At 68.5% G+C, this 21337-nt stretch carries 19 protein-coding genes and 3 pseudogenes; 13 read left to right on the forward strand and 9 right to left on the reverse strand.

Translation table 11 applies throughout. The features are described 5' to 3' along the window. From EES42_RS43605 to EES42_RS43630, 6 genes and pseudogenes are all read left to right on the forward strand, one after another. A pseudogene (locus tag EES42_RS43605) lies at positions 1–1177 on the forward strand (IS701 family transposase); the annotation flags it as partial. Positions 1178–1796: 619 nt separating this feature from the next. Then, on the forward strand, positions 1797–2264 hold the full coding sequence (locus EES42_RS43610) for a GNAT family N-acetyltransferase (protein WP_124723721.1): 468 nt from the start codon (positions 1797–1799) through the stop codon (positions 2262–2264). 30 nt (positions 2265–2294) lie between these two features. Continuing rightward, positions 2295–3272, forward strand: a complete 978-nt coding sequence (locus EES42_RS43615) for a transposase family protein (RefSeq protein WP_164495594.1) — start codon at positions 2295–2297, stop codon at positions 3270–3272. A gap of 353 nt (positions 3273–3625) precedes the next feature. Next, positions 3626–4075: a DUF3592 domain-containing protein gene (locus EES42_RS45480; RefSeq protein ID WP_164495595.1), complete on the forward strand. Its 450-nt coding sequence runs from the start codon at positions 3626–3628 to the stop codon at positions 4073–4075. 124 nt (positions 4076–4199) lie between these two features. After that, complete coding sequence (locus tag EES42_RS43625) at positions 4200–4823, forward strand: hypothetical protein (RefSeq protein WP_124723723.1); 624 nt, start codon at positions 4200–4202, stop codon at positions 4821–4823. 29 nt (positions 4824–4852) lie between these two features. After that, positions 4853–5178: pseudogene (locus EES42_RS43630) on the forward strand (transposase); the annotation flags it as partial. A 110-nt stretch (positions 5179–5288) separates the two neighbouring features. Here EES42_RS43630 and EES42_RS43635 read toward each other — a convergent pair. Next, positions 5289–5525, reverse strand: a complete 237-nt coding sequence (locus EES42_RS43635; protein WP_241196996.1) for a hypothetical protein — start codon at positions 5523–5525, stop codon at positions 5289–5291. A gap of 231 nt (positions 5526–5756) precedes the next feature. Here EES42_RS43635 and EES42_RS43640 point away from each other — a divergent pair, with 231 nt between their 5' ends. Both EES42_RS43640 and EES42_RS43645 read left to right on the forward strand, forming a co-directional pair. Next, positions 5757–6389 carry an HAD family hydrolase gene (locus EES42_RS43640; protein WP_124723725.1) on the forward strand — a complete coding sequence of 211 codons (633 nt, stop codon included), beginning with the start codon at positions 5757–5759 and terminating at the stop codon, positions 6387–6389. A 715-nt stretch (positions 6390–7104) separates the two neighbouring features. Beyond that, positions 7105–7620 carry a DUF2716 domain-containing protein gene (locus EES42_RS43645; RefSeq protein ID WP_124723770.1) on the forward strand — a complete coding sequence of 172 codons (516 nt, stop codon included), beginning with the start codon at positions 7105–7107 and terminating at the stop codon, positions 7618–7620. A gap of 13 nt (positions 7621–7633) precedes the next feature. On the opposite strand, the gene EES42_RS43650 is transcribed toward EES42_RS43645, so the two are convergent. The 5 genes and pseudogenes from EES42_RS43650 to EES42_RS43675 form a co-directional block, all read right to left on the reverse strand. Continuing rightward, the gene (locus EES42_RS43650) at positions 7634–9214 is read right to left on the reverse strand and encodes an ISL3 family transposase (protein WP_124723726.1); all 1581 of its coding nucleotides are present in this window, start codon (positions 9212–9214) and stop codon (positions 7634–7636) included. A 129-nt stretch (positions 9215–9343) separates the two neighbouring features. Continuing rightward, a pseudogene (locus EES42_RS47115) lies at positions 9344–9955 on the reverse strand (IS5 family transposase); the annotation flags it as partial. Between the two features lie 133 nt (positions 9956–10088). Continuing rightward, entirely contained in the window at positions 10089–10382 is a 294-nt protein-coding gene (locus EES42_RS43665; RefSeq protein WP_124723729.1) for a DUF1330 domain-containing protein, read from the reverse strand. Between the two features lie 33 nt (positions 10383–10415). Then, positions 10416–11849, reverse strand: coding sequence for an MFS transporter (locus EES42_RS43670; protein ID WP_124723730.1), 1434 nt, complete (start codon positions 11847–11849; stop codon positions 10416–10418). Further along, complete coding sequence (locus EES42_RS43675; RefSeq protein WP_124723771.1) at positions 11846–12208, reverse strand: MarR family winged helix-turn-helix transcriptional regulator; 363 nt, start codon at positions 12206–12208, stop codon at positions 11846–11848. The genes EES42_RS43670 and EES42_RS43675 overlap by 4 nt, the downstream gene beginning before the upstream one ends. A 175-nt stretch (positions 12209–12383) precedes the next feature. Between EES42_RS43675 and EES42_RS43680 the strand changes: the two genes are divergently transcribed. Then, positions 12384–12731, forward strand: a complete 348-nt coding sequence (locus tag EES42_RS43680) for a hypothetical protein (RefSeq protein ID WP_124723731.1) — start codon at positions 12384–12386, stop codon at positions 12729–12731. Between the two features lie 111 nt (positions 12732–12842). Here the strand turns inward: EES42_RS43680 and EES42_RS43685 are convergent, their stop codons facing one another. Genes EES42_RS43685 through EES42_RS43695 form a run of 3 tightly spaced genes read right to left on the reverse strand, consistent with a single transcriptional unit; the run spans position 12843 to position 15620 of the window. Further along, positions 12843–13499, reverse strand: coding sequence for a response regulator (locus EES42_RS43685; RefSeq protein ID WP_124723732.1), 657 nt, complete (start codon positions 13497–13499; stop codon positions 12843–12845). Beyond that, positions 13478–14581 (reverse strand): hypothetical protein, encoded by a 1104-nt coding sequence (locus tag EES42_RS43690; RefSeq protein ID WP_124723733.1) that lies wholly within the window; start codon positions 14579–14581, stop codon positions 13478–13480. The genes EES42_RS43685 and EES42_RS43690 overlap by 22 nt, the downstream gene beginning before the upstream one ends. Then, positions 14574–15620: a sensor histidine kinase gene (locus EES42_RS43695; protein ID WP_124723734.1), complete on the reverse strand. Its 1047-nt coding sequence runs from the start codon at positions 15618–15620 to the stop codon at positions 14574–14576. The genes EES42_RS43690 and EES42_RS43695 overlap by 8 nt, the downstream gene beginning before the upstream one ends. Before the next feature lie 407 nt (positions 15621–16027). On the opposite strand from EES42_RS43695, the gene EES42_RS43700 reads away from it, so the two are divergent. From EES42_RS43700 to EES42_RS43715, 4 genes are all read left to right on the forward strand, one after another. Continuing rightward, positions 16028–16894 carry a peptidoglycan-binding domain-containing protein gene (locus EES42_RS43700; RefSeq protein ID WP_241196985.1) on the forward strand — a complete coding sequence of 289 codons (867 nt, stop codon included), beginning with the start codon at positions 16028–16030 and terminating at the stop codon, positions 16892–16894. A 94-nt stretch (positions 16895–16988) separates the two neighbouring features. Further along, positions 16989–17768 carry a D-Ala-D-Ala carboxypeptidase family metallohydrolase gene (locus EES42_RS43705; protein ID WP_124723735.1) on the forward strand — a complete coding sequence of 260 codons (780 nt, stop codon included), beginning with the start codon at positions 16989–16991 and terminating at the stop codon, positions 17766–17768. A 116-nt stretch (positions 17769–17884) separates the two neighbouring features. Next, entirely contained in the window at positions 17885–18976 is a 1092-nt protein-coding gene (locus EES42_RS43710) for a M23 family metallopeptidase (RefSeq protein ID WP_124723736.1), read from the forward strand. Between the two features lie 772 nt (positions 18977–19748). Further along, entirely contained in the window at positions 19749–21278 is a 1530-nt protein-coding gene (locus EES42_RS43715) for a Tn3 family transposase (protein ID WP_164495597.1), read from the forward strand. Positions 21279–21337: the final 59 nt, after the last annotated feature.

Raw genomic sequence — 21337 nt, forward strand, 5'->3', positions numbered from 1 at the left:
GGCGGTGGGGCGGGGTCTATCTGCGGGGCCTGCTGCTGGACGGCGGGCGTAAGTCGGTGGAGCCGATGGCCGCACGCCTGGGTGAGGACGGGAACCGGCAGGCGCTGGCCCACTTCGTCACGTCCAGCCCCTGGGATGCGGCGCATGTGCGGGCCCGTCTGGCCTGGCGCATGCAGCCGGTCATCAAGCCCACCGCGTTGATCATCGACGACACAGGATTCCTCAAGGACGGAGATGCGTCGGCGTGCGTGACCCGGCAGTACACCGGCACCGCGGGCAAGGTCACCAACTGCCAGGCCGGAGTCTCGCTGCACCTGGCTTCCAACGGCGCCTCCGTGGCCGTGAACTGGCGTCTGTTCCTGCCCGGGTGCTGGGATCCCGCCTCGCCCAAGGCCGACCGGGCCAAGGTGGCCCGCCGTGACAAGTGCGCCATCCCTGTCCAGGTGGGGCATGTCGAGAAGTGGCAGCTGGCCCTCGACATGATCGACGAAACGCGGTCCTGGGGCATCGAGGTGCCCCAGGTCATCGCCGACGGCGGCTACGGGACACCGCAGCCTTCCGGCTCGGCCTGGAAGAACGCAGCCTCGACTACGTGGTGGGCATCTCGACCACGACCACCGCGCACCCCGAAGACGCACAGCCGTGCATCCCGGCCTACTCCGGCCGCGGCCCACATCCGGTTCCTGCCTACCCCGAGCCGGCACAGAGGGTGAAGAGCCTGGTCATCGCGGCCGGCAAATCTTCCGCGCGGCCGGTGCAGTGGAGGGAAGGATCACGGCCGGGCAGCGGCCGCAGCGGGTACAAGCGTATGTATTCGCGCTTCGTGGCCCTGCGGGTCCGGCCCGCCGGACGTGAGATCCGCAAGGCCACAGCAGGCACCGAGCTTCCGGTCCGCTGGCTGCTGGCCGAATGGCCCGCCGACCAGGACGAGCCCGTGCAGTTCTGGCTCTCCAACCTGCCCGAGACCACCCCGCTGCCCGTCCTCGTGCGCACCGCGAAGCTCCGCTGGCGCATCGAGAACGACTACCGCGAGATGAAACAGGCCCTCGGCCTGGCCCACTTCGAAGGCCGAACCTGGCCAGGCTGGCACCACCACGTCACCCTCGTCTCGATCGCCCACGCCTTCTGCACCCTGCAGCGACTGAGCCGATCCCCAAAAGAGACGGCGTCGGCCTGAGCCTCTACCGAGTCGTCCGCGAACTGCAGACACTCATCGCAACCTGGACCGGCGCCTGCCCCACCTGTCACCGCGACATGCCAGACCCCGCACCAACATGACCAAGCCCTACTAGGCACCCGCCCTCCCCACGACGCCTGTCTGCCGCCCGGGCAGGGCGTGAGGTAAGCCTCTTGGACGGTTGGAGGAGATGTGCGCGAGGGACTGGCCGGCCACCGAGCCCCGAAGTGCTCCGCTCGCCCCCGCCCCCCGCCATTTCGGCAGTTCGGGCGGCAGGGGGTGCGCAGAGGGGATGTCAGCACCCCGACCACGCTTCTACGGGCATAGTGACCTGCGTAGATGCCCGGCGTCGCACAGAGGGGCGCAATAGGTATCGCAGGACATACCGCAAGGAACCATGCAGGGGACGGCGCAGGAGAACGGTCGCGCGTGACGTAGAGCCGTCATACGCGCCGGTAGGGGCCGAATTCGTGACGGCTGGACGTAACGCTGTCCGCGCTCTATGGCCGTCCGGCGGCGCCACGCTCTGAACGACACTGCCCGGAACAATAGCGACCTGGCCCGCGATAGAGGACCGGGAGCAGGACGGGCTTCCGGGGCGAACTGAGAGCATGGGCTCATGGACGATGCAGTAGACCTCGGCGAGTTCGTTGTGCGCAGCGCGAGTGAGTCGGAGTCGGACGCGCTGGTCGGGATCGACTCGGTCGCGGTCGAAGGTGATGTCGGGAGACAGGCGAGCATCCGAAGATGGTGCCAGCAGGGCCTGGTGGTCGTAGCAGAGGACGCGTCTGGCCTGCTTGGCTACTGCGTGGTTGAGTACACGTTCTTCGAACAGGGCTTCGTCACGATGCTCATGGTGGCCCCATCGGCCCGCGGCAGGGGCGTTGGTCATCGGTTGTTGGACGCCGTGGCCGCCTCGTGCACGACGCCGAAGCTCTTCACCTCGACCAACGTCTCCAACCAGCCGATGCAGCGACTGCTCCAAAAATCCGGATGGAGCCCGGCCGGCCTTCTTCACGGTCTCGATGAGGGCGACCCCGAGCTGTTCTACCTCCGCCGGCCACAGACCGGGCGGAGGCACCCGTGACCTGAAGCGGACCGCACGAGTTCATCGGATGTGTCGTCTCCATGGGTTCGTGCGGCCTTGTCTCATCCTGCCTTCAGCGGTGTCTCCCGTGCGCATCTCGGGAATTTGATTGAGGAGTTGGCAGGCCCGTGGCTTGCCCGGTGTGAGTCTGCACTACGTGAGCGACGTGGTGCCGAGAGGCAGCGGGACGCTGGTGCCGGACCGAAGCACGACCTGGTCTTCACCGACCGTGTGCTGGTCACGCTGGTGCATCCGCGCACCGGGCTCCCGCACGCCGCGGTGGCCGAGCTGTACGGCACAGCCCGCTCCACGATCTCCCGGGCCATCGGCGAGATCCGCCCGCTGCTGGCCGCACGTGGTTTCGCCGTCCCCGACCGCCCCGGCATCAGGCTGCGCACCCTGGCGGATGTATTCGCCTACGCCGAGGCCGAGGGGATCCGTCTGCGAATCGACGGGGCCGAGACCCAGGTTCGCCGCCCGAAGGCCGGTCAGCCAGGACGACGAGCCTTCGTATCAGGCAAGAGGAAACAGAACACAATCAAGACCACCACCGTCAGCGATGGACAGGGCCGCCTGCTGTGGTCGGGCGCGAACCGGCCCGGTCGCATGCACGACCAGACCGCCGCGCGCACCGAGGGCATCGCGGAGCAGTTCCGGCTCCACCCGGTTGTGAAAGCCGAGGTCGACGAGGGCTATCGGGGCCTGGCCAACGCATTCCCCGGTCAGGTCAGCGCCCCACCGAAGAAGCCGAAAGACGACGCGCCGCCCGGCGAGCACTACGCATGGCAAGAAATGCGCCGCCGGCAGTCCTCGGCCCGGATCTGCGTCGAGCACACCAACGCCGAACTGCGGCAGTGGCGCCCGCTCCAGCGCTACACCACCCGACGCGAGGACTACGCCGAAACCCACCGCGCGATCGCCTCGCTGGTATCGGACAGCTCCGCTCACCGGCCAACCCGCCGCAAGCTGAGCACCACACTGGTACTCGTCCGGCGAGACGCCCTCTGATCAAATACCAGCCAACCCGCCAGGCCGGCATGTCGGGGCCTCAATCGCGGACCACATCGTAAGACGTTGTCCCGTCTCACGGGATCTTGCTGCTGTCTCACCCGACGTTCTCCGATTCGCACGCGAGGGAAAGGTCACGTGAGACAGCCGGCCGTAGGGAGCACAAGATTTCCCGGATAGAGCGCTGTACGACGGGCAGGACACCTCGGAGGAATATGCGGCGGAGGCCGCCTGGTGCGATGTCTGGTCGGAGGGGCCGTGGCTCATGGGCCGGGTGGGAGACGGTGAGCGCGCGGCGGTGGTTGTGCCGGTTCGGCGCGTGGGCGCGCGTCGCCGGGAAGGTCGCGGGCGGGGTGGCTGCGACGACTGTGGTGGCGTTACTCGTCGTTCTCGGGTACGGGTTCGTCCGTACAGGACTCGGCGGGCTGAACGACGCCTCCGCTGTCGCTGCGCGTGAACAGTCGGTCGACGGGGTCGTCCTGGCGAAAGACAAGGTGAGTGAGCCCCAGGGAAGCAGCAGCAAGAGGATCGAAGTTCGTTTCACCACGGCCGCCGGGACGTCCTACCAGTTCTGGGAAGCCGGCGATGCGGACGTCGGCGACACGATCCGCGTCCACTACGAGCCAGGGCGCCCCGAGACGGCGAGCACCCACTCCGTGACAAGCAACAGGGTGGGGTACGGCATGCTGGCCTTGGCCGGGCTCGCGCTCATGATCCTCATGCCGCTACTGGTACTCAGGCTCGGCTGGGAAGGTCTCCGCGACATTCGGCGGGCGTTGCGGAAACGGTCGGCGGTGGGATGACGTTGCCGCCCTGGGGGATGTCCGCGTCCTTACGCTCGCGGGTGCCGCCCTCGCCCGCATCGACACCACCTTGCGGATCACGCGGGTGAGGCGTCCTTCACCAGCACGTGGCCACCGAGAACGGTTGGCCGGGACGCTGGAGGCCGGGCGGGTCGGCGATCTGGAAAAGCTCGGGATGGTGTGGTCCGAGCAGGACGCGTCCTGGGCGGACGGGATCGCCGTCGCCAAGGAGTACACCGCGGTGCACGGGCACTTCCTCCCGCCGACCACTGCGGTGTGGGATGGGCACCCCAATGGGATGTGGGCGAAGAACGCCCGCGCAGCGGCCCGCCGGGCCGCTGCGAACAAGGAACTGCGCGCGGCCGGTCGTCCGGTGCCCTCGGCAGCCGGTGCGATGACCGATGCCCGGCGGGATGAGGTGGACGCGATTGCCCCGGGGTGGTGCCCGGTGTGGGACACCGGGTGGCAGCGCTGCTTGCGCCTGGTCCAGAACCATGTCCAGGCCGGCGGAAGCCTCCCGGAGGCTGCGGGCGACGTCGTCGTCCAGGGCGAGGACCTCGGACGCTGGGTCACGGCGCAGCGGTACGGGTGGGAGCAACTCCTGCCCGCACAGCAATGGATCCTGGGGAACACCCTCGGGCTCCAGGCGGCCGAGGAGGACGAACGGCCGGTGAAACAGACGCAGGATACGAAGTGGGCGGCCAACCTCGCCGCGGCACGGCAGTTCCACGCCCGTGAAGGACACTGAGAGTGCCTCGGAAGCACGTCGAGCACATGCAGCGCGGCGACGTGCCGCAATTCGAACGGGTGCTGGAGAAGGTCCGCGTGCCCCGCATCGGCCCGGGCCGGCCACGCATCCGCCCCGATCGGGTGCGGGCGGACAAGGCGTACGCCTCCCGCAGGAACCGCGCCTATCTGCGCCGACGCGGGATCCGCTGCACCATCCCGGACAAGGCCGACCAGGCGCACAACCGCCGAAAGCTCGGCGCCCGCGGCGTCCGGCCGCCGCGCTTCGACCCGGTCGACTACCGCGAACGCCATGCGATCGAGTGCGGGATCAACCGCCTCAAAAGGCACCGGGCGGTGCCACCCGATTCGACAAGCTCGCCGTCCGCTTCGAAGCCACCGTCCTTGTCGCCGCGATCGGAGAATGGCTATGCCGGACGGAGCTGCCGATGCTGCCTGCTCGCGTCGGCCATTCCCTCGCCGACGATCACAGCCAGTCGGCCCAGGCGGAAGTCAAGAGGTACGCGCGCTTGACTGCGGCCCACCCGCGGCGATCGCCACCGACAACCGCGATAGGGGCGACGGTGAACCAGAACGCAACCGCTCCGCCAACGATCAGACCCCATACGGTGCCGCCAATGGCAGAGAACAACACTACGATGAAGACCGTTATGACGAGCCCGGCATGGGCACCGCCGATGCTCACACGGAACATCTCGCGCATGACGCGGCGGTCCTCTGCGAGAACCTTCTCGTAAGCGTTCAGCTCTCGCCCTGGACCGTCCTGCCTGCTTCCCCATACCCCGCGCCACGAGCCCCCTCAACACCCTGGCCAAGCCGGGTCCGGCATCCCATGGACGCTCCAGCCCGCCACAACGCTGCCTAGCGTCGCGAGTTCGCAGGCCAGGGATGAGGTCATGTGAGACTGCGATGAACGCCGTGCTATCCAAGGGCAGTGACGACTACCAAGATCTCTAGTAGGCCCTTCGACGCGGTGCTGTGCGACCTCGACAACGTGATCCGCTTCTACGACACGACGCAGCTGGCAAACCTGGAGCGTGGTGCGGGGCTGGCAGAGGGCACAACCGAGAGGGTGGCGTTTGCGCCGGAGATAGACCTGCCACTGCTCCTCGGGACGATCACCAAGCAGCAGTGGGTGGAGTCCATCGTGATCGGCCTCGCAGGCCAGGTGCCAGAGGTGCAAGCCCGCGAGCTGGGTGCCGCGCTGGCCAAGGCGCCGTTCTGGGCCGACGAAGTTGTGGTGGCCATGCTCCGTCAGGTGCGGGCGCACATGCCCTTGGTGCTGGTGACCAATGCGACCGTGGAGCTGGAGGACGACCTGGCCTCGCTGGGTCTGTCGGATCTCGCAGACCACGTCGTCAGCAGTGCGCGGGTGGGAGTGGCCAAGCCGGACCGGAAAATCTACGAGATTGCGGCCGAGCAGGCGGGTGTCGAGATGAGCCGGTGCCTTTTCGTGGATGACCGGCTTGAGAACGTCGAGGCTGCAGTCGGGCTCGGGATGGCCGGCGTGTACTACTGCGGACCTGCCGACCTCCGTGGGCCGTTGGGCTTCATGCTGGAGAGCTGATACCGCCGTGAGCAATCGCTGGCTATGCCAGGTGAGACGACGCGGCGAGAGCGCCGTTACGTCCGTCCAGGTCACAGTGTTGGGGCACCGACAAGAACAGGGATTTCGTCGGCGAGCGACCCGAGGTGCAGCATGTACGCCTAGCTGGTCGTCCTGCACCAGCTCTGCGGCCACGATCATCCCGACGACGGCGCCGAGGGCGTTGTCCAGACCGGGTGAGCAGGTTTGGCCACAGAGCGAGCGCAGCCTGGGGAGTGGCGGGCCAGCATGACCATGGAAACAGGCACCGCCACCATCCCGCAGACCACCAGCAACCCGCCCACGAAACGCGCGAAACCCTCTGACACGCTGTGGGCTTCCGCCTGCTGCACGAGACTTCCGCTCCAGGCCGTTCACGACGAGAACGCGAACCCCAGCCGCCCCTCTCTTCGTGGCAAAGGGTCCTCCCACGAAGATGACCACCATCCCCCAGATCAACAGGAACACAGCACCCGCGGCGGGATCGGTCTGACCGGCGAGAAGCAGCATGCGCAAATCCTTCACGGCCAGGACTGCCGGGGTCAACAGGCTGCAAGCCACCGAGGGTGGGGAACAACGGTGAGCACGTCTGAGGAGAGCTTGAGCACCTGGTGGGGAAATTCAAGGTTCTGTCCGCACTTTCGTGAACGATCTCCCAGCACCCTCTCTGCCAGCCGGTCGGTACGATCGATGGGTGATGGACGAACCTGTGATAGAGCTGTCAGACGCTGAGAAGCGCCGCGTCTGGGACCGCTTCTACGAGAAGTTCAGCTTCCAGCCGAGCATGAGTCCGTCCAAGTGGCCGGCCATCAAAGAGCCCGGCGCATCAGTCACATGGAGTCTGGCGACGCTTCCCGACGAACCTGACTACGAGCGTCTGGACCGCCTGGTCGCCGTCGTCGAGCAAGGACTGTCCTCCTGCGTTGGCCCGTCGGGCACTCTGTTCGCCCTCGACTGGCAGCACCCGTCGTACCGCTTCGCACCGCAAGAGGTGGGCGGTCCTGGACAACCGGCCTGGCCGTTGAGCCCGTATCCCGACGGGGACTACTTCATCTTCCTTGCAGAGGACTTCCGCTTCGGCAGCTTCGGACACCCCTGGGAAGAGTCTCTCTGCCTGTTCGGTGAGGAACTTCTCGACGTCGCGGCCACGGAGGTCGACAACGTTCTTGGCCCGCCGATCCGGAGGTCAGGCAAGGCGGTAGGCCCGGCCTGAGCCTGGACCGGGCTCAGGGTCTCGCGAGAATGCGTGCCCGCAGCAGAGCGAATGTTGCGCGTCCGTACATGCTCCTCTTCAGCAGTTTCACGCGGCAGACGTGACCTTCGACGACGCCTGAGCTGTAGGGCAGGGTCAGGCCGGCGGTCACTGCGTCGAAGTCTTGCCGCAGAAAGCTGCCGAACGATCGGATGGGACCGATCGTGGATTGCTCGGCTTCTCGGATCCACAGCCCGAGCATGGTCCCGCGGCGGTGCCGCACCAGATCGGTGAAGGCACGCGCGAGATTGCATGCCTCGGTGATGTCGGGGCATGCGATTCTGACCTCGTCGAGACGAGTGACCTCGCTGGTTGACAGACTTTCTCTGGGACGCATGATCCACGCCGTAATCGAGCGAGGGCTGGGAATCTGGGCCGGCGCTGCGACAGCCACTCCGTTACGGAGAGACAGAACGTAGCGAGACAGGGTTGAGTACCCTCCCTGGAACCCCTGCGCACAAATCTGGTCGTACAGCTCCTTCGCGCTGGTCACCCCCGATGCGAACTGAGCCTGAAGGAAAGGCTTGTATCGATCCAGGGGGACATTGCGCCGGTCACGGGCGGACGCAATCAGAACGTCGAGCTCTGTATCGCGATAGCGCCGGGCGGTCTTCCGGTCCAGGCCGACCCTGCGGGCCACCTCGCTCAGCGGGTAGCCGCCGTCGAGCATGCGGTTGATGAGTTCGTGTCGCTGTTGAACGCGCTGCACGATCAAAGTGGGAGGCAGCGCCTCCAGCAGGGGCATGCTGGGTGTCGGGGAAGGCGCCTGCTCGGCGTATTTCCGCAGGCAGGATCGGTGCTGCTGGCAGGTCTTCTCGACCGCTTGCGACAGATTCCGCAGCAGGTGCCAGCGGTCCGCAACCTCCACTGCGTGCGGAGCCGCTTCCTTGATCGCTCGCGTGTAAGCACTGGCTCTGTCTCGGCAGACGATCTCCACTCCAGGATGGGCGACGAGCCAGGACGCGAGCGTCTCAGACGTGCGATCGGGAAGAACATCGACGGGACAACGCTTTTCCACGTCGACGAGGATCGTTCCGTAAGTGCGTCCCCGCCTGAAGGCGAACTCATCCACGCCCAGAATGCGGGGTGCTCGTTGTGCGACGGGTGGAGCATGAAGGAGTTGCAGCAGCCGCATTCTCCCCGCTGGCACACCCATCTTCCGGCACAACCTGGATCCGGGGCGCCCTCCGAGCTCGGTCGCGATGGCATGCAACAGCTGCCGCAACCCCGTGCTGGCCTGGCGGTATCGCTCGCTGATCCCGGCGATCTGCTCCACGAACGTACGCCGCACGCATCCGGTGTTGTCACAGAAGAACCAGCAAACCGTCAGCAGAATGACCGTCGACCGGCCGGCAACAGGGCGATCAGAAATCCTCCGCTCGTACCGGCTGTGGACGCGCTTCGACGGAACGCCGCAGGTGGAGCATAAGCGGAGAGGTGTCCGACTGAACGCTCGAACTTCGACGAGGCAGTCGTCGGCCGTGAAGCCTTCCATTGCAACGCCGTCGATGCCTGGGTACAGCAGCTGTTCGATCGATCGCTCAGTAGCCCCCACCACCAAGAGCTGCCCTGGAGGAACGATCCGCCATCCAAGGCAGCCGAACCCCGTTCACGGAAGTGCGGACAGAACCAAATTCAAATATCGCCATCACGGACGCGTCCCGGCTGCGCGCGGCACTGTTCTGGCCCGGGAGGAGTACGCCTTGTCGGCAAGGACCACGTCCGGCCGGGTCCGGGGACGTCCGACACGACGGGGGATGCGCAGTCGTGCCATTACGTCGGTGAAGGCGGGCGCGTCGCCGGCCTGCCCTGCCGTGAGTACGAAGGCCAGAGGTCGGCAGTTGCCGTCGGCGGCGAGACGGATCTTCGTGGTCAGCCCACCTCGGGAGCGACCGATGGGCGTGGTCAGCGGGCTCGTTGGCCGGAGCCCCCCTTCTGCGGGCTCCGGCCGCATGCTGATGTGCTCGAACGGCGGTGGAGTCGACGGACACCACCCGGCTCAGGTCCTCGTTGGCGTCCGCCTGGGCCGGCAAGGCGGTGAACACTCGCTCCCCGGTCCCGCCGAGCGCCCGTTCCGCAGACGACTGTAGGCACCCTTCCACGAGCCGAACTCCGCAGGCAGATCCATCCACGGAGATCCAGTCCGGTACTTCCAGGCGATCGCGTCGATTACCTGCCGGTGATCACGCCATCGTCCACCTCGGCGAGGAGTCCGGTACGGCAACAAAGGCTCGATCCTGGCCCATTGGGCATCGGTCAACACGCTCAGGACAACGACAGGCGGCCCGCGTCGCAACGGCTCAGAACCCGGCCATGGACTTGTCAAACACTCCGCCCAGCGCACCGTAAGCGCTGCAGCGAACCCAATGCCTTGCTCCGAGCCTTCAGTGAAGATCTGAGCCTTCAGTGAAGATCCGACTGGACCTCGGTCAGTCGATGCCCTCGACGATGCGGAAGTCGCGCTCGACGCCGTCGGAGAGGGCGACCAGCGCCTCCTGGTAGGCCGCACTCTCGTGCGCCGCGACGGCCTGCTCGAAGCTGTCGAACTCGATCAGGACGGTGCGCTCGGCGATTCCGGCGTCATGCGCCACGACCCGACTGCCACGGGCGAGGACCCGACCGCCCCCGGCCTCGACGGCCGGACCGGCCAGCTTGCTGTAAGCAGCCAGCTTCTCAGGGTCTGAAATGGTGCGGTAGGCGCTGACCCAGTAGCCCTTGGGCATGGAACCTCCAATGTTGGGATGAGTGCATCTGACTTACGGGTTGGTCTCGGACGAGCGTCGGCGGGCGAGAGCGAGGCTTGTCAGCGTCGTGATCGCCATGGCGCCGATGCCGACCAGCGCCGCGGTGGTGTAGGCGCTGTCGTCGGGGAAGAGGTGGCCGGGGCCGGTGCCCGCGGCGAGGATCAGGCCGCCGATGGCGCTGCCCAGGGAGTACCCGACGCTGCGGACGACGTAGTTGAAGCTCATGGCGCTCGACGTCTCGCTCTTGGGGGTGACGGCCAGGATGACGCCGGGCATCGCGGCCGAGAAACCGCCTACGCCGAAGCCGAGCACGCCCATCGCCGCGAACAGTTCGGCCAGGTCCGACCGGGCCGCCGCGAACAGGGCGAACCCGCCGCCGACCACGACGGCGCTGCCGGCCAGGAGCAGGGGGTCGGCGATCCGCGTCCGGACCCGCGGCGTGAGCTTGCCGGCGACGAAACCCAGCACCGAGAACGGGATGAGGACCAGCCCGGCGACGAAGGTCGTCAGCCCGAAGCCGTAGCCGGCGTCGTGCGGCGTCTGCGCGTACCGGGTGATGAGCGTGAGCAGGAGGTACATGCCGATCCCGCCGACGAACATGGCGAGGTTCGCCCCGGCGACCGCCGGGTGCCGCACCGCCCGCACATCGACCAGGGGCGTCGTGCTGCGCAGCTCGATGACGGCCCAGACGCAGAGCAGTACCACCGCGACGACGGCGAGGCCCGCCGCCACGGCGAGGTGCCGGCTCCACAGATTCCGTTCGCCGGCGAGGAACAGCATCAGGAGCAGCGCAGCGGCCAGGACGACCGCGCCTGCCACGTCCACGTGGGCGGAGCGGCCTTCGGGGGCGTCGGGCATCGAGCGCCACGCGGTCAGGAAGGCGGCGGCGGTGACTACCAGGCCGAGGCCGTAGGCGGCCCGTACCCCGCCGAGCTCGGCAAGCAGTGCGGCCAGCGGGTAGCCGACGCCGGCCCCGATGATCGAGACCACCGAGATCAGGGCGATCACGGACGCGCCGCGCTCCTCGGGGAGGTGGTCCCGGGCCACGCCCATCATCAGCGCCGTCAGCCCGAGCCCGACGCCCTGGGCCGCCCTGCCGACCAGCAGCCACGCGAACGGCAGCGGCAGCACGGTGAGCGCGCTGCCGGCGACGACGACCGCCAGCGTGGCGAGGATCGTGGCCCGCCGGTGCGGGCCGGCTCCGAGCCGGCCCAGGACCGGCGTGGCGACGGCGCCGCTGAGCAGCGCGACGGTCAGCGTCCACTGCGCGCTGCCGAGCGAGACGTGGAACGAGGTCGCCACGCTGGTGATGAGCGGCGTCCCGAGGCTGGCGACCGCCGCCACGACCAGAGCGATGAACATCAGGGCGGGGACCAGCAGCCGCGCCTCGGAACGCGCCACCGGGAACGTCTTCACCGCGACCCCGCCGACCGGCTGCCCAGTCACTGCTTCGGCCCTTCGCGGTCCTGGCTTTCGAGCTCTGCCAGATGCTTCAGCGCCGGAAGGGCCGCCACCAGCGCCTCGACGTCGTCGCCGGTGAGCTCGCCGATCAACCGTTCGAACGCGTGGACGCCCGCCTGGCGTCGCGTCCGGACGTACGACGCGCCGGCCTCGGTCAGGCACACCAGCGTGACCCGCTTGTCGGACGGATCGCCCTTCCGCTCGACCAGCCCGGATTCCTCCATCACCCGGACCAGGACGGTCATCGCGGGCTGGGTGACGCCCTCGGCCACCGCCAGATCGGTGATCCGTCGCGGGCCGGTCTTGTCCAGGGTGGCCAAGGTGGCGGCGGACGTCAGGCTCATGTCCCGGGGCAGGCGTCTCGCGGCCCTGGTGGCCAGGCCGTAGAGGGCTGCCCCGATGGCGGCGGACGCGCCAGGAGCGGTGTCTTGACGACTCATGCTCGAAGCATAGCGTTTTTATATTTATAATTTATGTAAATGGCCTCGCGCTCATCCGGATCCGGCGGCCGGTGCGCCTGTGTTCCCAGCCCAGCCATCCCGTCGCCCGGCTCGCCCAGGTGGGCGCCGACGCTCGCTCGAAGGCCGCGCCACCGGCAACATCGCCACCCCCTTCGACCCGGCGCCGCACGGATACCGCCCCTGGAGGGACCTCGCGGTCGAGAGTGCGGACGGTGACTTCACCCGGCTCGTCGGCCGGGCCGAGCAGGATCTCTCCCGACCGCTGCTCTCCGACCCCGGGGCTCCCGGTGACCTGTTCGCCGGAGCGGGCGCACCGTGGTTCCTGACCTTGTTCGGCCGCGACTTCCTCTGGACGGCGCTCATGCTGTTGCCGCTGGGAACGGGATTCTCCGGCCCCGGACTTTGACGCACTCCGGTGACGAAACTGCGGCGGATCGACCCGGCATCCCGGTCGTCCCGTCAGACTGTGGGCGCCCGTGCCCTTCCGCTTCGGAGTGAGGGGAGGGAAGGACTCGCGTCACAGGTCGTCGACCTGGACCAGTCCGTCCTGGATCGCTCGTGCCAGGAGCGCGGCCTTGGTGGGCGCCTCCCTGCCGATCATCGCGTACTTGATCCGGATGTGTTCGAGGTGGGTGTTGACCGTGCGCGGCGAGATACCCAGGCGTTGGCCCACGAAGTCCTTGGACTCGGACTGGAACCACTCGACCAGCACCTCGGTCTCGCGCGCCGAGAGCGCCGGCCGGGTGGCGGAGCGGTCGCCTGCCAGCGCTCCTGCCAGCGACGGCGGAGTGTACGCGCGGCCTGATGCCGCAGTGACGGAGGCTTCGAGGAGATGTTCGGCGCCCTCGGCCTTCGTCAGGTAGCTCAGGGCCCCCAACTCCAGGCACTGCAAAGCGATCTCGTCATCCGCGCGCATCGAGTAGACGACGACCCGCCGCCCCGCCTGAACCAGCCTGTGCAGCTCGCCCATGGCCGGCGTCGGCCCGCCCAGGTGCAGGTCGAGGATCACCACGTCGGCGGTGGCGCCCGCACCGGCCCATGCGACCCGGACATCGTCACCCGACGCCGCGACCTGGATCGGTGGGGTGCCGGTGACCAGCCATTGGGCGACCCCGGCACGCACTGCGGGGTGGTCGTCGACGATGACGGCGCTCAGCTCTGTTGCTTGCGCCATCTGGCCTCCAGCCGCAGGAACTCACCGTAGACACGGTACTCGACCCCGACTCGGCCGGTGGATTCGATGACCAGGCCGGCGCAGTCGTCGGCGTCGGCCACCACCGCGATGCGCACCTCCTCATCAGTGCGCAGCATGCTCACCCTGGCACGGATCCGCGCCGCCGACAATGCCGTGACCACCGGCCCGGTCAGCTCGTGACGCACCTGCGAGGGCACCGGCACAGCGGCGCCACTGATTGCGAACGACACCTCCACGCCTCGTCGCTCCGCCGCGTCGACGCACGCGGTGACCTCGTGCACCAACGGATCGGGCATGTCGTCGTTCTCGGCGAACAGCCGCCGCAACTGCGTCGCGGCAAGCGCGCATCGCCGCTGGGTGTCACTGTCGCGTGGGTCGAGTTCGCCGTCGGCCAGGCCCGCAAGAAGCGACAGTGTGGAGCCCAACTGGTCGGCGAAGAGGCTCCGTTGACCCTGTTCCCACTGCTGCGCCGTCAGTACCCGGGTCACCAGCCGGTCCTTTTCCTCGGCCACCGCCATCGCCTCGTGGGTCTGCCAGTGCAGCACTCGCGTGATCACTACGACCGCCAGCTGGACGTTGACCGCGCCGAACGCGGCGGCACCGGCCGCACCCAACGTGGCGCGGTCCGGCACGCCTGCCGAAAGGAACAGTCCCATGCTTGTCACCAGATGCGCGGTCAGAACCGTGATCAGCGTCCGGACCCGGTCCAGCAACAGCAACAGCAGGTGCCACCCCACCAGGCCGAACGACCAGTCGGACGCCTGGAATCGCTGGTCCGGGGCGAGCGCGGCCGAGGCGCAGAACGACACCGCGAGTACCACTGCCGTGCCGGCCACCACGAGGGCGACGGGCAGCGGCCTTCGCCGCAGCACCCACCCGCAGCAGACGGCGGTGACGCAGGCCAGGGCGATGAAGGCGGCCACGGCGAGCCATCGCTGCCGGTACTCCTGTGTGAGCAGGGGGTGCAGGCACAGGCCGAACTGCAGGATGCCGGTGGCGCAGACCAGGATGATCCGCATCGTCGCGTAGACGTGGTCACCTGCCACGCGTCTCTCACTCACCGGGCCACACCAACCTCACGGTGGCACCCGCACCGGGACGTGAGGTGATCGTGGCGCTGCCGCCGATGGCGACCATGCGCTCGACCACCGAGCTCCGGATACCGCGACGGGAGCGCGTCACCTCGTCCGGGTGGAACCCCACCCCGCGGTCGGCCACCGTGACGACGACCCGGTCGCCTTCGCCGCGCACGCTCAGCACGGCGGTGCCGACCTCGGCATGCCGCTCGACGTTGGCCAGTGCCTCGCGTACCGCACGCACGAAGGCGAGTGCCACCGAGGCCGGAACCAGCGGGGTGTCCTCCGTGCTGACGTCGACGGCCAGTTGACCGCGGCCGACGACGGTGTGCAGCGCGGCTGTCAGGTCCACGGTGCTGTCCTGGGCTGTCGCTCCCCCCGCGGTACCGGTGAGCACCGCGAGGTCGTGCCGGGCGTACTCGGCGACCTGCTCCGGGTCCGTTTCCTTCGCCTGCACCGTCACCAGAAGGAAGGTCGACGCCGCTGTGTCGTGCAGCAGCGCGAGGTACTCGCGTTCCTGCCGGTGCCGCGCCAGCAGGGCCGCCTCCGCGCGCGCCAGCGCCGATCGCCGTTCCCGCAACTCGTCCACCCGCCGGGCCGATTGGCGAAGCAGCACGAATCCCAGGCGCGCCAGCAGGCACTCGAACACCAGGCGCGGCAGCAGAGTGCCGACGACATCGGTTCCCCCCGCGGTCAGGTCGACCGCGAGCAGCGCGGACGTGACGGGCACGGCGACCGCCGGGGGCCACTCCAACTGGAGGGTGATCGCCGTTGTGGTCAGCATGTTCAGCGCCCACAGGTTCGGTGGCCCGCCGGTCCATTCCTGGGTTCCGCAGACCGCCGCCACCCGCAGCACGGCGAACACCAGGGACAGCACCGCGCCGCGCCCCGTGAACCCCGCCCAGCAGTCCGCCCCGGCCCCCATGAGTACCAGCCCGAACAAGGCGAACCCCAGCGGCAGGGCCTCGTCGGGTACCGCGAGAAGTCCGAAGACACTGATGACGACCACCGCGACCCCGCGCACGGGAGGAACCAACCGGCGGGCGGACGTCAGGAATCGCGCCTCGACACTGTCTTGCGGCGAGACCGGCGGCACGCCGCTCACCGAACCGGTGGGACACCGCAGGATGACAACCCGGGCATCGGCTCACCGTCCTCCTGGGTTGACCCGGCCATCTCAGCTGTCGAGGACGAGCCCCGACGACGCGGGACTATACCGAAGCCGTACGACCGCCCCTCATGTCAGATGTGCGTGCTCGTCGGCCTGTCGGATAGCGACACGGCGGACATGTCATGTTCCGTACGTCGGTCGAACACCCGATGCCGGCCGGGCCGTCCGTTGCTAGCTTTCGGCACTCCATATTGCTTGACGTGGGAGTCGGGTTGATATCAGGAACAAGAGTCAGACGTACGTGGGTCGCGATTGCCGCGGTGTGCGCGGCCCTGGTGGTCTCGCTCGGTCTTGTGCAGTCGGCCACCGCCGCTCCTGCCTGGCCGGCCCTCGGCAATGGCACGACCGGAGCGAACGTCGCCACCGCCCAGTACCTGTTGCGTGGTCATGGTTACGACATTTCGGCCGACAGTGATTTCGGCCCCGCGACCGAGAACACGGTGGTTGCCTTCCAGGAGTCCAGGGGATACGCCGCGGACGGTGTCATCGGCGCGGAGACCTGGCCGGGGCTGATCGTCACGGTCCGGGAGGGCGAGAGCGGCGACGCGGTCGCGGCGGCGCAGACCGCTTTGAACAAGTACGGTTACGGACTTGCCGTCGACGGACAGTTCGGTCCGGCCACCGCCTCCGCGGTCACCTTGTTCCAGAGTGACAAGGGTCTGTCCGTGGACGGTGTCATCGGCCCCGAGACCTGGCAGAACCTCGTCGGCCTGGGCGGCGGCGGTGGCGGCGGGGGCTGCACGGTGCCGGACGAACCCGACCCCGAGGTGCTCAAGGTCGTCTACCGGACCGGCGGCGAACTCGGCGTCGTCGACAGGGTGTTGCTCGCCGGGTTCGAGGCGGGCGTGGTCGAGTCGAACATGAACAACCTGGACTGCGGCGACCGGGACTCGCTCGGAGTGTTCCAGCAGCGTCCGTCGCAGGGCTGGGGCACGCCGGAACAGATCAGGGACGTGTCGTACGCGTCGAAGGCGTTCTTCACCCGCGCCATCCGGGTGGCGGCGGACAACCCGGACCTGTCCGCGGGGCAGGTGGCGCAGGCCGTGCAGGTCTCGGCCTACCCGGACCGCTACGACGCGGTGGAAGGCACCGCCCGCGAGCTGATCGAACGCGCGTCGCACCTCTGAAGTCCTGGCTCAGTCAACGACGCCGCGCCCCCTGACCGTGTCACACCCCCCGACCATGTCACCCGACAATTTCGTCGTCCGAACAGAGGCCCACATGACATCGCGTTCATCCCTGTTGCTCGCGTCCGCCCTGACCGGCGTCAGCCTGCTTTTCGCCGCACCCACGTCCGCGTCCGCGAGCCCCGCACCGTCCCTCGCACCCGCCTCGGCATCCACCGGCCTCGCATCCGCCGGAGCCTGCTTCACCTGGAACCGGTCCCTGAGTGAGGGAACGTCCGGCGAGGACGTACGGCAGCTCCAGATCAGGGTCGCCGGCTACCCCGGGTTCGGCGGCGAACTCGCCATCGACGGCGAGTTCGGCCCGGCCACCAGGGCCGCGGTGCAGCGCTTCCAAACGGCGTACGGCCTGGAGGCCGACGGCATCGCCGGCCCGCTCACCTTCGGCAAGATCTACGACCTCCAAAAGGGCGACTGCTCCCCGGCCAACTTCGACTGGTCGGAACTCAACCAGTGCGGCACCGACTGGTCCGGCGGCCAGGCCGACGCCGCCACGGTCCAGGCCAACGTCCTGGTCACCATGTGGAAACTGCAGGCCCTGCGGCACGCGATGGGCGACCGGCCCATCGGCATCAACGACGGCTTCCGCGACCACGCCTGCAACGACGCCGTCGGCGGAGATCCCGACAGCCTCCACATGTACGGTCTCGCAGCCGACTTGAGCGCCGGCTCCCAGGGCTTCTGCGCCCTGGCCTTCGAGGCCCGCGAACACGGCTTCACCCAGATCCTGGGACCGGGCTACCCCGGCCACGACGACCACGTCCACGTCGCAGGCGGCACCGGCCGATACTGGTCGGCCCCCGACTGCGGCCTCTGACCCCTCACCCCGCGGCGAACCCAGCCGCCCGCTTCACCTGCCGGCGTGCCGCATTCCACCACCCTCTCGTTGCCTGTCGGCCCGGCAGGCCCTCCTGTGCAGAAGGGATTCCGCCCATGCTTTCCAAACTGTCCGTGAGAACCGTCGTCGCCGCCCTCGCCGTCACCGGGCTGCTCGCCGCCGCGCCTTCGGCGGCGGGGAGCAGCCGGCACTCGGCCGCGGCCCCGGTTGCCACCCCCCAGTCGTCGACCTCCGGTGTCACCGTGAGGATGCCGGCCACGGTCGCCGACCGCCTCGGCACCGACCGCGAAGCACTGATAGACGCCGTCTCCACCGACGTCCTCTCCCGGTCCCACGACGCCAAGGGCATCGCCCCGAGGGCCGCCGTCAGTAAGCTCGCCGCCGAGGGCCGCAAGGTGGTCGTCGACGTCCGCACCGTCTCGCGCGACTGGGCACGTGGCGTCGCGTACGTCGAGGCGCCGCGCACACAGCACGGCGAGCCGGAAGGCTGGCTCTACATCGCCCACCGCAAGGACGGGCGCTGGGTCGCGGGCCTCGAAGGGGACCGCGAGTTCGCCGACCAGGTGGCGAAGTCCCCACTGGTCGGCAAGGCGGAGCGGCAGACCATGACGGCATACGCACAGCGCAAGGCGACGCCGCAGAAGCAGACGTCGTCGGTGGGGATCCTGGCCAACACCAACGGGCTGCTGCTGCCCTGGATGCCCGACTACTACATGACCCTGACCGGCGGCGCGCACTCCAGCGACGGCTCGACCGGCTACTGGAGCAGCCTCGACTTCTCCGGCGGCAACGCCAGTGGCCGGGTCCGCTCCTCCCGCGAGGGGACGGCGACCTCGATGTGCGGCGCCGGCGGCGGCTGGACCAGGGTGATCCACCCGGGCGGCTTCTCGACGGACTACTACCACATGTGGAACGCCACCTACTACAACGGGACGTCGATCGCCCGCAGCGCCCTGCTCGGCAACATCGGCACCGACACCTGCGCAGGCGGTTCCGCGACCGGAGCCCACGTGCACTGGAGCCTCCGGACGTACGACGCCAACTACGTCGGCCAGTACACCTGGCTGAACGGCCGCACCATCGGAGGCTGGACCTGGTGGAACGGCTCCGGCCAGTACACCGGCTGCGCCACCCGCTCCGGCGTCACCGCCTGCCCCGGCACGGCGCTCTACAACCGCACCAGCTGACAACCGCCGTGCGACTCCGCACCCGGCCCCACCGCCGGGTGCGGAGTCGCGTGGTCGAGGCTGCACCGGGGTGATCGAGTCGACGAACTCGCCGGTCCGCAGCCGGACAGCGGTGAAGCGCCTGCCTGACGGGACAGCCTGCCGGGAACGAGGACGTTTTCCAGCAGCCATTGCTGCGCGGGCAAGGTCGAGGGCGAGTTCACCAAGGAGCTCAAGCGGGTCCGTGGCAAGGAGGGCATCCTGCTGCGGCTGGCGGAGGCGGCGGTTGCCGAGCCGGGCGGCACGGTCCGCAAGGTGATCTATCCGGTGGCTGGGGAGTCCACACTGAAGGCGCTGGCGGCTGAGGCCACGGCGAATGAGGCCCGCTACCGGGCCCGGGTGCGTACGGTGCTGCGCTCGTCGTACTCGAACCACTGGCGGCGGATGCTCTCGCCGCTGCTGAACGCGCTGGAGTTGAAGTGCAACAACACGGCCTACCGGCCGGTGATGGACGCGATCGACCTGCTGAAGCGGTATCTGGACCAGCCCATCGCCAAGGAGGGGGCGTTCTTCGACGAGGCGGAGAGGATCCCGCTGGGTGGGGTGGTGCGCGAGGAGTGGCGCAAGGCGGTCGTGGATGAGCGGGGCCGGGTGGAGCGCATCCCGTACGAGCTGTGCGTGTTGGTGGCGCTGCGGGACGCGCTGCGGCGGCGGGAGATCTGGGTGCCGGGGGGCGAACCGGTGGCGGAACCCGGAGGACGATCTGCCGCCGGACTTCGAGGACAACCGCGATGTGCACTACGACGCGATCCGCCAGCCGCAGGACCCGGAGAAGTTCATCGAGGCCCTGCAGAAGCGGCTGCGCGAGGCGCTGACCCGCTTCGACACCGCGCTGGAGCTGGGCACCACGGGCGGGGTGGACATCGTGCGCCGGCACGGTGAGCCGTGGATCAAGGTCTCGCCGCTGGGCAAGCAGGAGGAACCGGAGAACCTCGTCGCGCTGAAGGCGGAGATCGAACGCCGCTGGGGCACCATCGACCTGATCGACATCCTTAAGGAGGCCGAGTTCGCCACCGGCTTCACCGGCGAGTTCACCTCGGTCGCCACCAGGGAGGCGGTCCCGAAGGCGGTGCTGAGGCGCCGGCTGCTGCTGGTGCTGTTCGCCCTGGGCACGAACATGGGCATCAAGCGGGTTGCGGTGACCGGCAAGCACGGCGAGAGCGAGGCCGTCCTGCGCCGGGTGCGGCACCTGTTCGTCAACCGGACCAACCTGCGCGCAGCGCTGGTACGGCTGGTCAACGCCACCTTCGCTGCCCGCGATGCGGCGTGGTGGGGCGAGGGCACCGCCTGCGCAAGCGACTCGAAGAAGTTCGGCTCCTGGTCCTCGAACTTCATGACCGAGTGGCACCAGCGCTACCGCGGGCCCGGGGTGATGATCTACTGGCACGTCGAGAAGAAGTCGCTGTGTGTCTACAGCCAGCTCAAGTCCTGCTCGGCCTCCGAGGTCGCGGCGATGATCGAGGGCGTGCTGCGGCACTGCACGGACATGAAGATCGACCGGCAGTACACCGACACACACGGCGCCTCCATCGTCGGGTTCGCCTTCGCTCACATGCTCGGCTTCAACTTGCTGCCCAGGCTGAAGAACGTCGGCCCGGCCAGGTTGTACCGGCCGGCGGCCGGGGAGGACGAGAAGTGGCCGAACCTGGCGCCGGTGCTGTCGACCAAGACGATTGACTGGGACCTGATCCGCCAGCAGTACAACCAGATCGTGAAGTACACCACCGCCCTGCGCCTGGGCACCGCTGAGGCTGAGCAGGTCCTGCGGCGCTTCACCCGCGGCGGGCCCAAGCACCCCACCTACCGGGCGATTGAGGAACTCGGCCGGGCGGTGCGGACGGCGTTCATCTGCGACTACCTCGCCGACGCCGACCTGCGGCGCGAGATCAACGACGGTCTCCAGGTCGTGGAGAACTGGAACAGCGCCAACCACGACCTGTTCTACGGCAAGGACGGCGGCCTGACCGGCTCCGACAAGGAGTCCCAGGAAGTGTCCATGCTCGCCTTGCACCTGCTCCAGTCCGCGTTGGTGCACGTCAACACCCTGCTGCTTCAGGACATCCTGAGCGAGGAGAAGTGGCAGAGAACGCTCACCCACGCCGACCGGCGGGCACTGTCCCCGCTGTTCTGGACTCACGCGAACCCCTACGGCCGGTCCGAGCTGGACATGAACTCCCACCTCGACCTCGCCGCCGCGGCGGCGGCCACGGTGCCCGGCCCCCGCACTGACATTTGGACGAAGAAGGCCGGGCCCCCCGCTTGAGCACGACGGGGAGCACCGGCGTCAGGTGTTCGTGAGCAGCGCCAAAACGGCCGTCTCCG

The organism is Streptomyces sp. ADI95-17 (assembly GCF_003846175.1).
GTDB lineage: Bacteria > Actinomycetota > Actinomycetes > Streptomycetales > Streptomycetaceae > Streptomyces > Streptomyces sanglieri.

What these genes read in the sequence shown, in the direction of transcription:
- EES42_RS43610 (WP_124723721.1), top strand. Translation starts at nt 1,797, where the DNA reads ATGGACGATGCAGTAGACCTCGGCGAGTTCGTTGTGCGCAGCGCGAGT.
- EES42_RS43635 (WP_241196996.1), bottom strand. Translation starts at nt 5,525, where the DNA reads ATGCGCGAGATGTTCCGTGTGAGCATCGGCGGTGCCCATGCCGGGCTC.
- EES42_RS43645 (WP_124723770.1), top strand. Translation starts at nt 7,105, where the DNA reads ATGGACGAACCTGTGATAGAGCTGTCAGACGCTGAGAAGCGCCGCGTC.
- EES42_RS43665 (WP_124723729.1), bottom strand. Translation starts at nt 10,382, where the DNA reads ATGCCCAAGGGCTACTGGGTCAGCGCCTACCGCACCATTTCAGACCCT.
- EES42_RS43675 (WP_124723771.1), bottom strand. Translation starts at nt 12,208, where the DNA reads ATGAGCCTGACGTCCGCCGCCACCTTGGCCACCCTGGACAAGACCGGC.
- EES42_RS43685 (WP_124723732.1), bottom strand. Translation starts at nt 13,499, where the DNA reads ATGGCGCAAGCAACAGAGCTGAGCGCCGTCATCGTCGACGACCACCCC.
- EES42_RS43705 (WP_124723735.1), top strand. Translation starts at nt 16,989, where the DNA reads ATGACATCGCGTTCATCCCTGTTGCTCGCGTCCGCCCTGACCGGCGTC.
- EES42_RS43710 (WP_124723736.1), top strand. Translation starts at nt 17,885, where the DNA reads ATGCTTTCCAAACTGTCCGTGAGAACCGTCGTCGCCGCCCTCGCCGTC.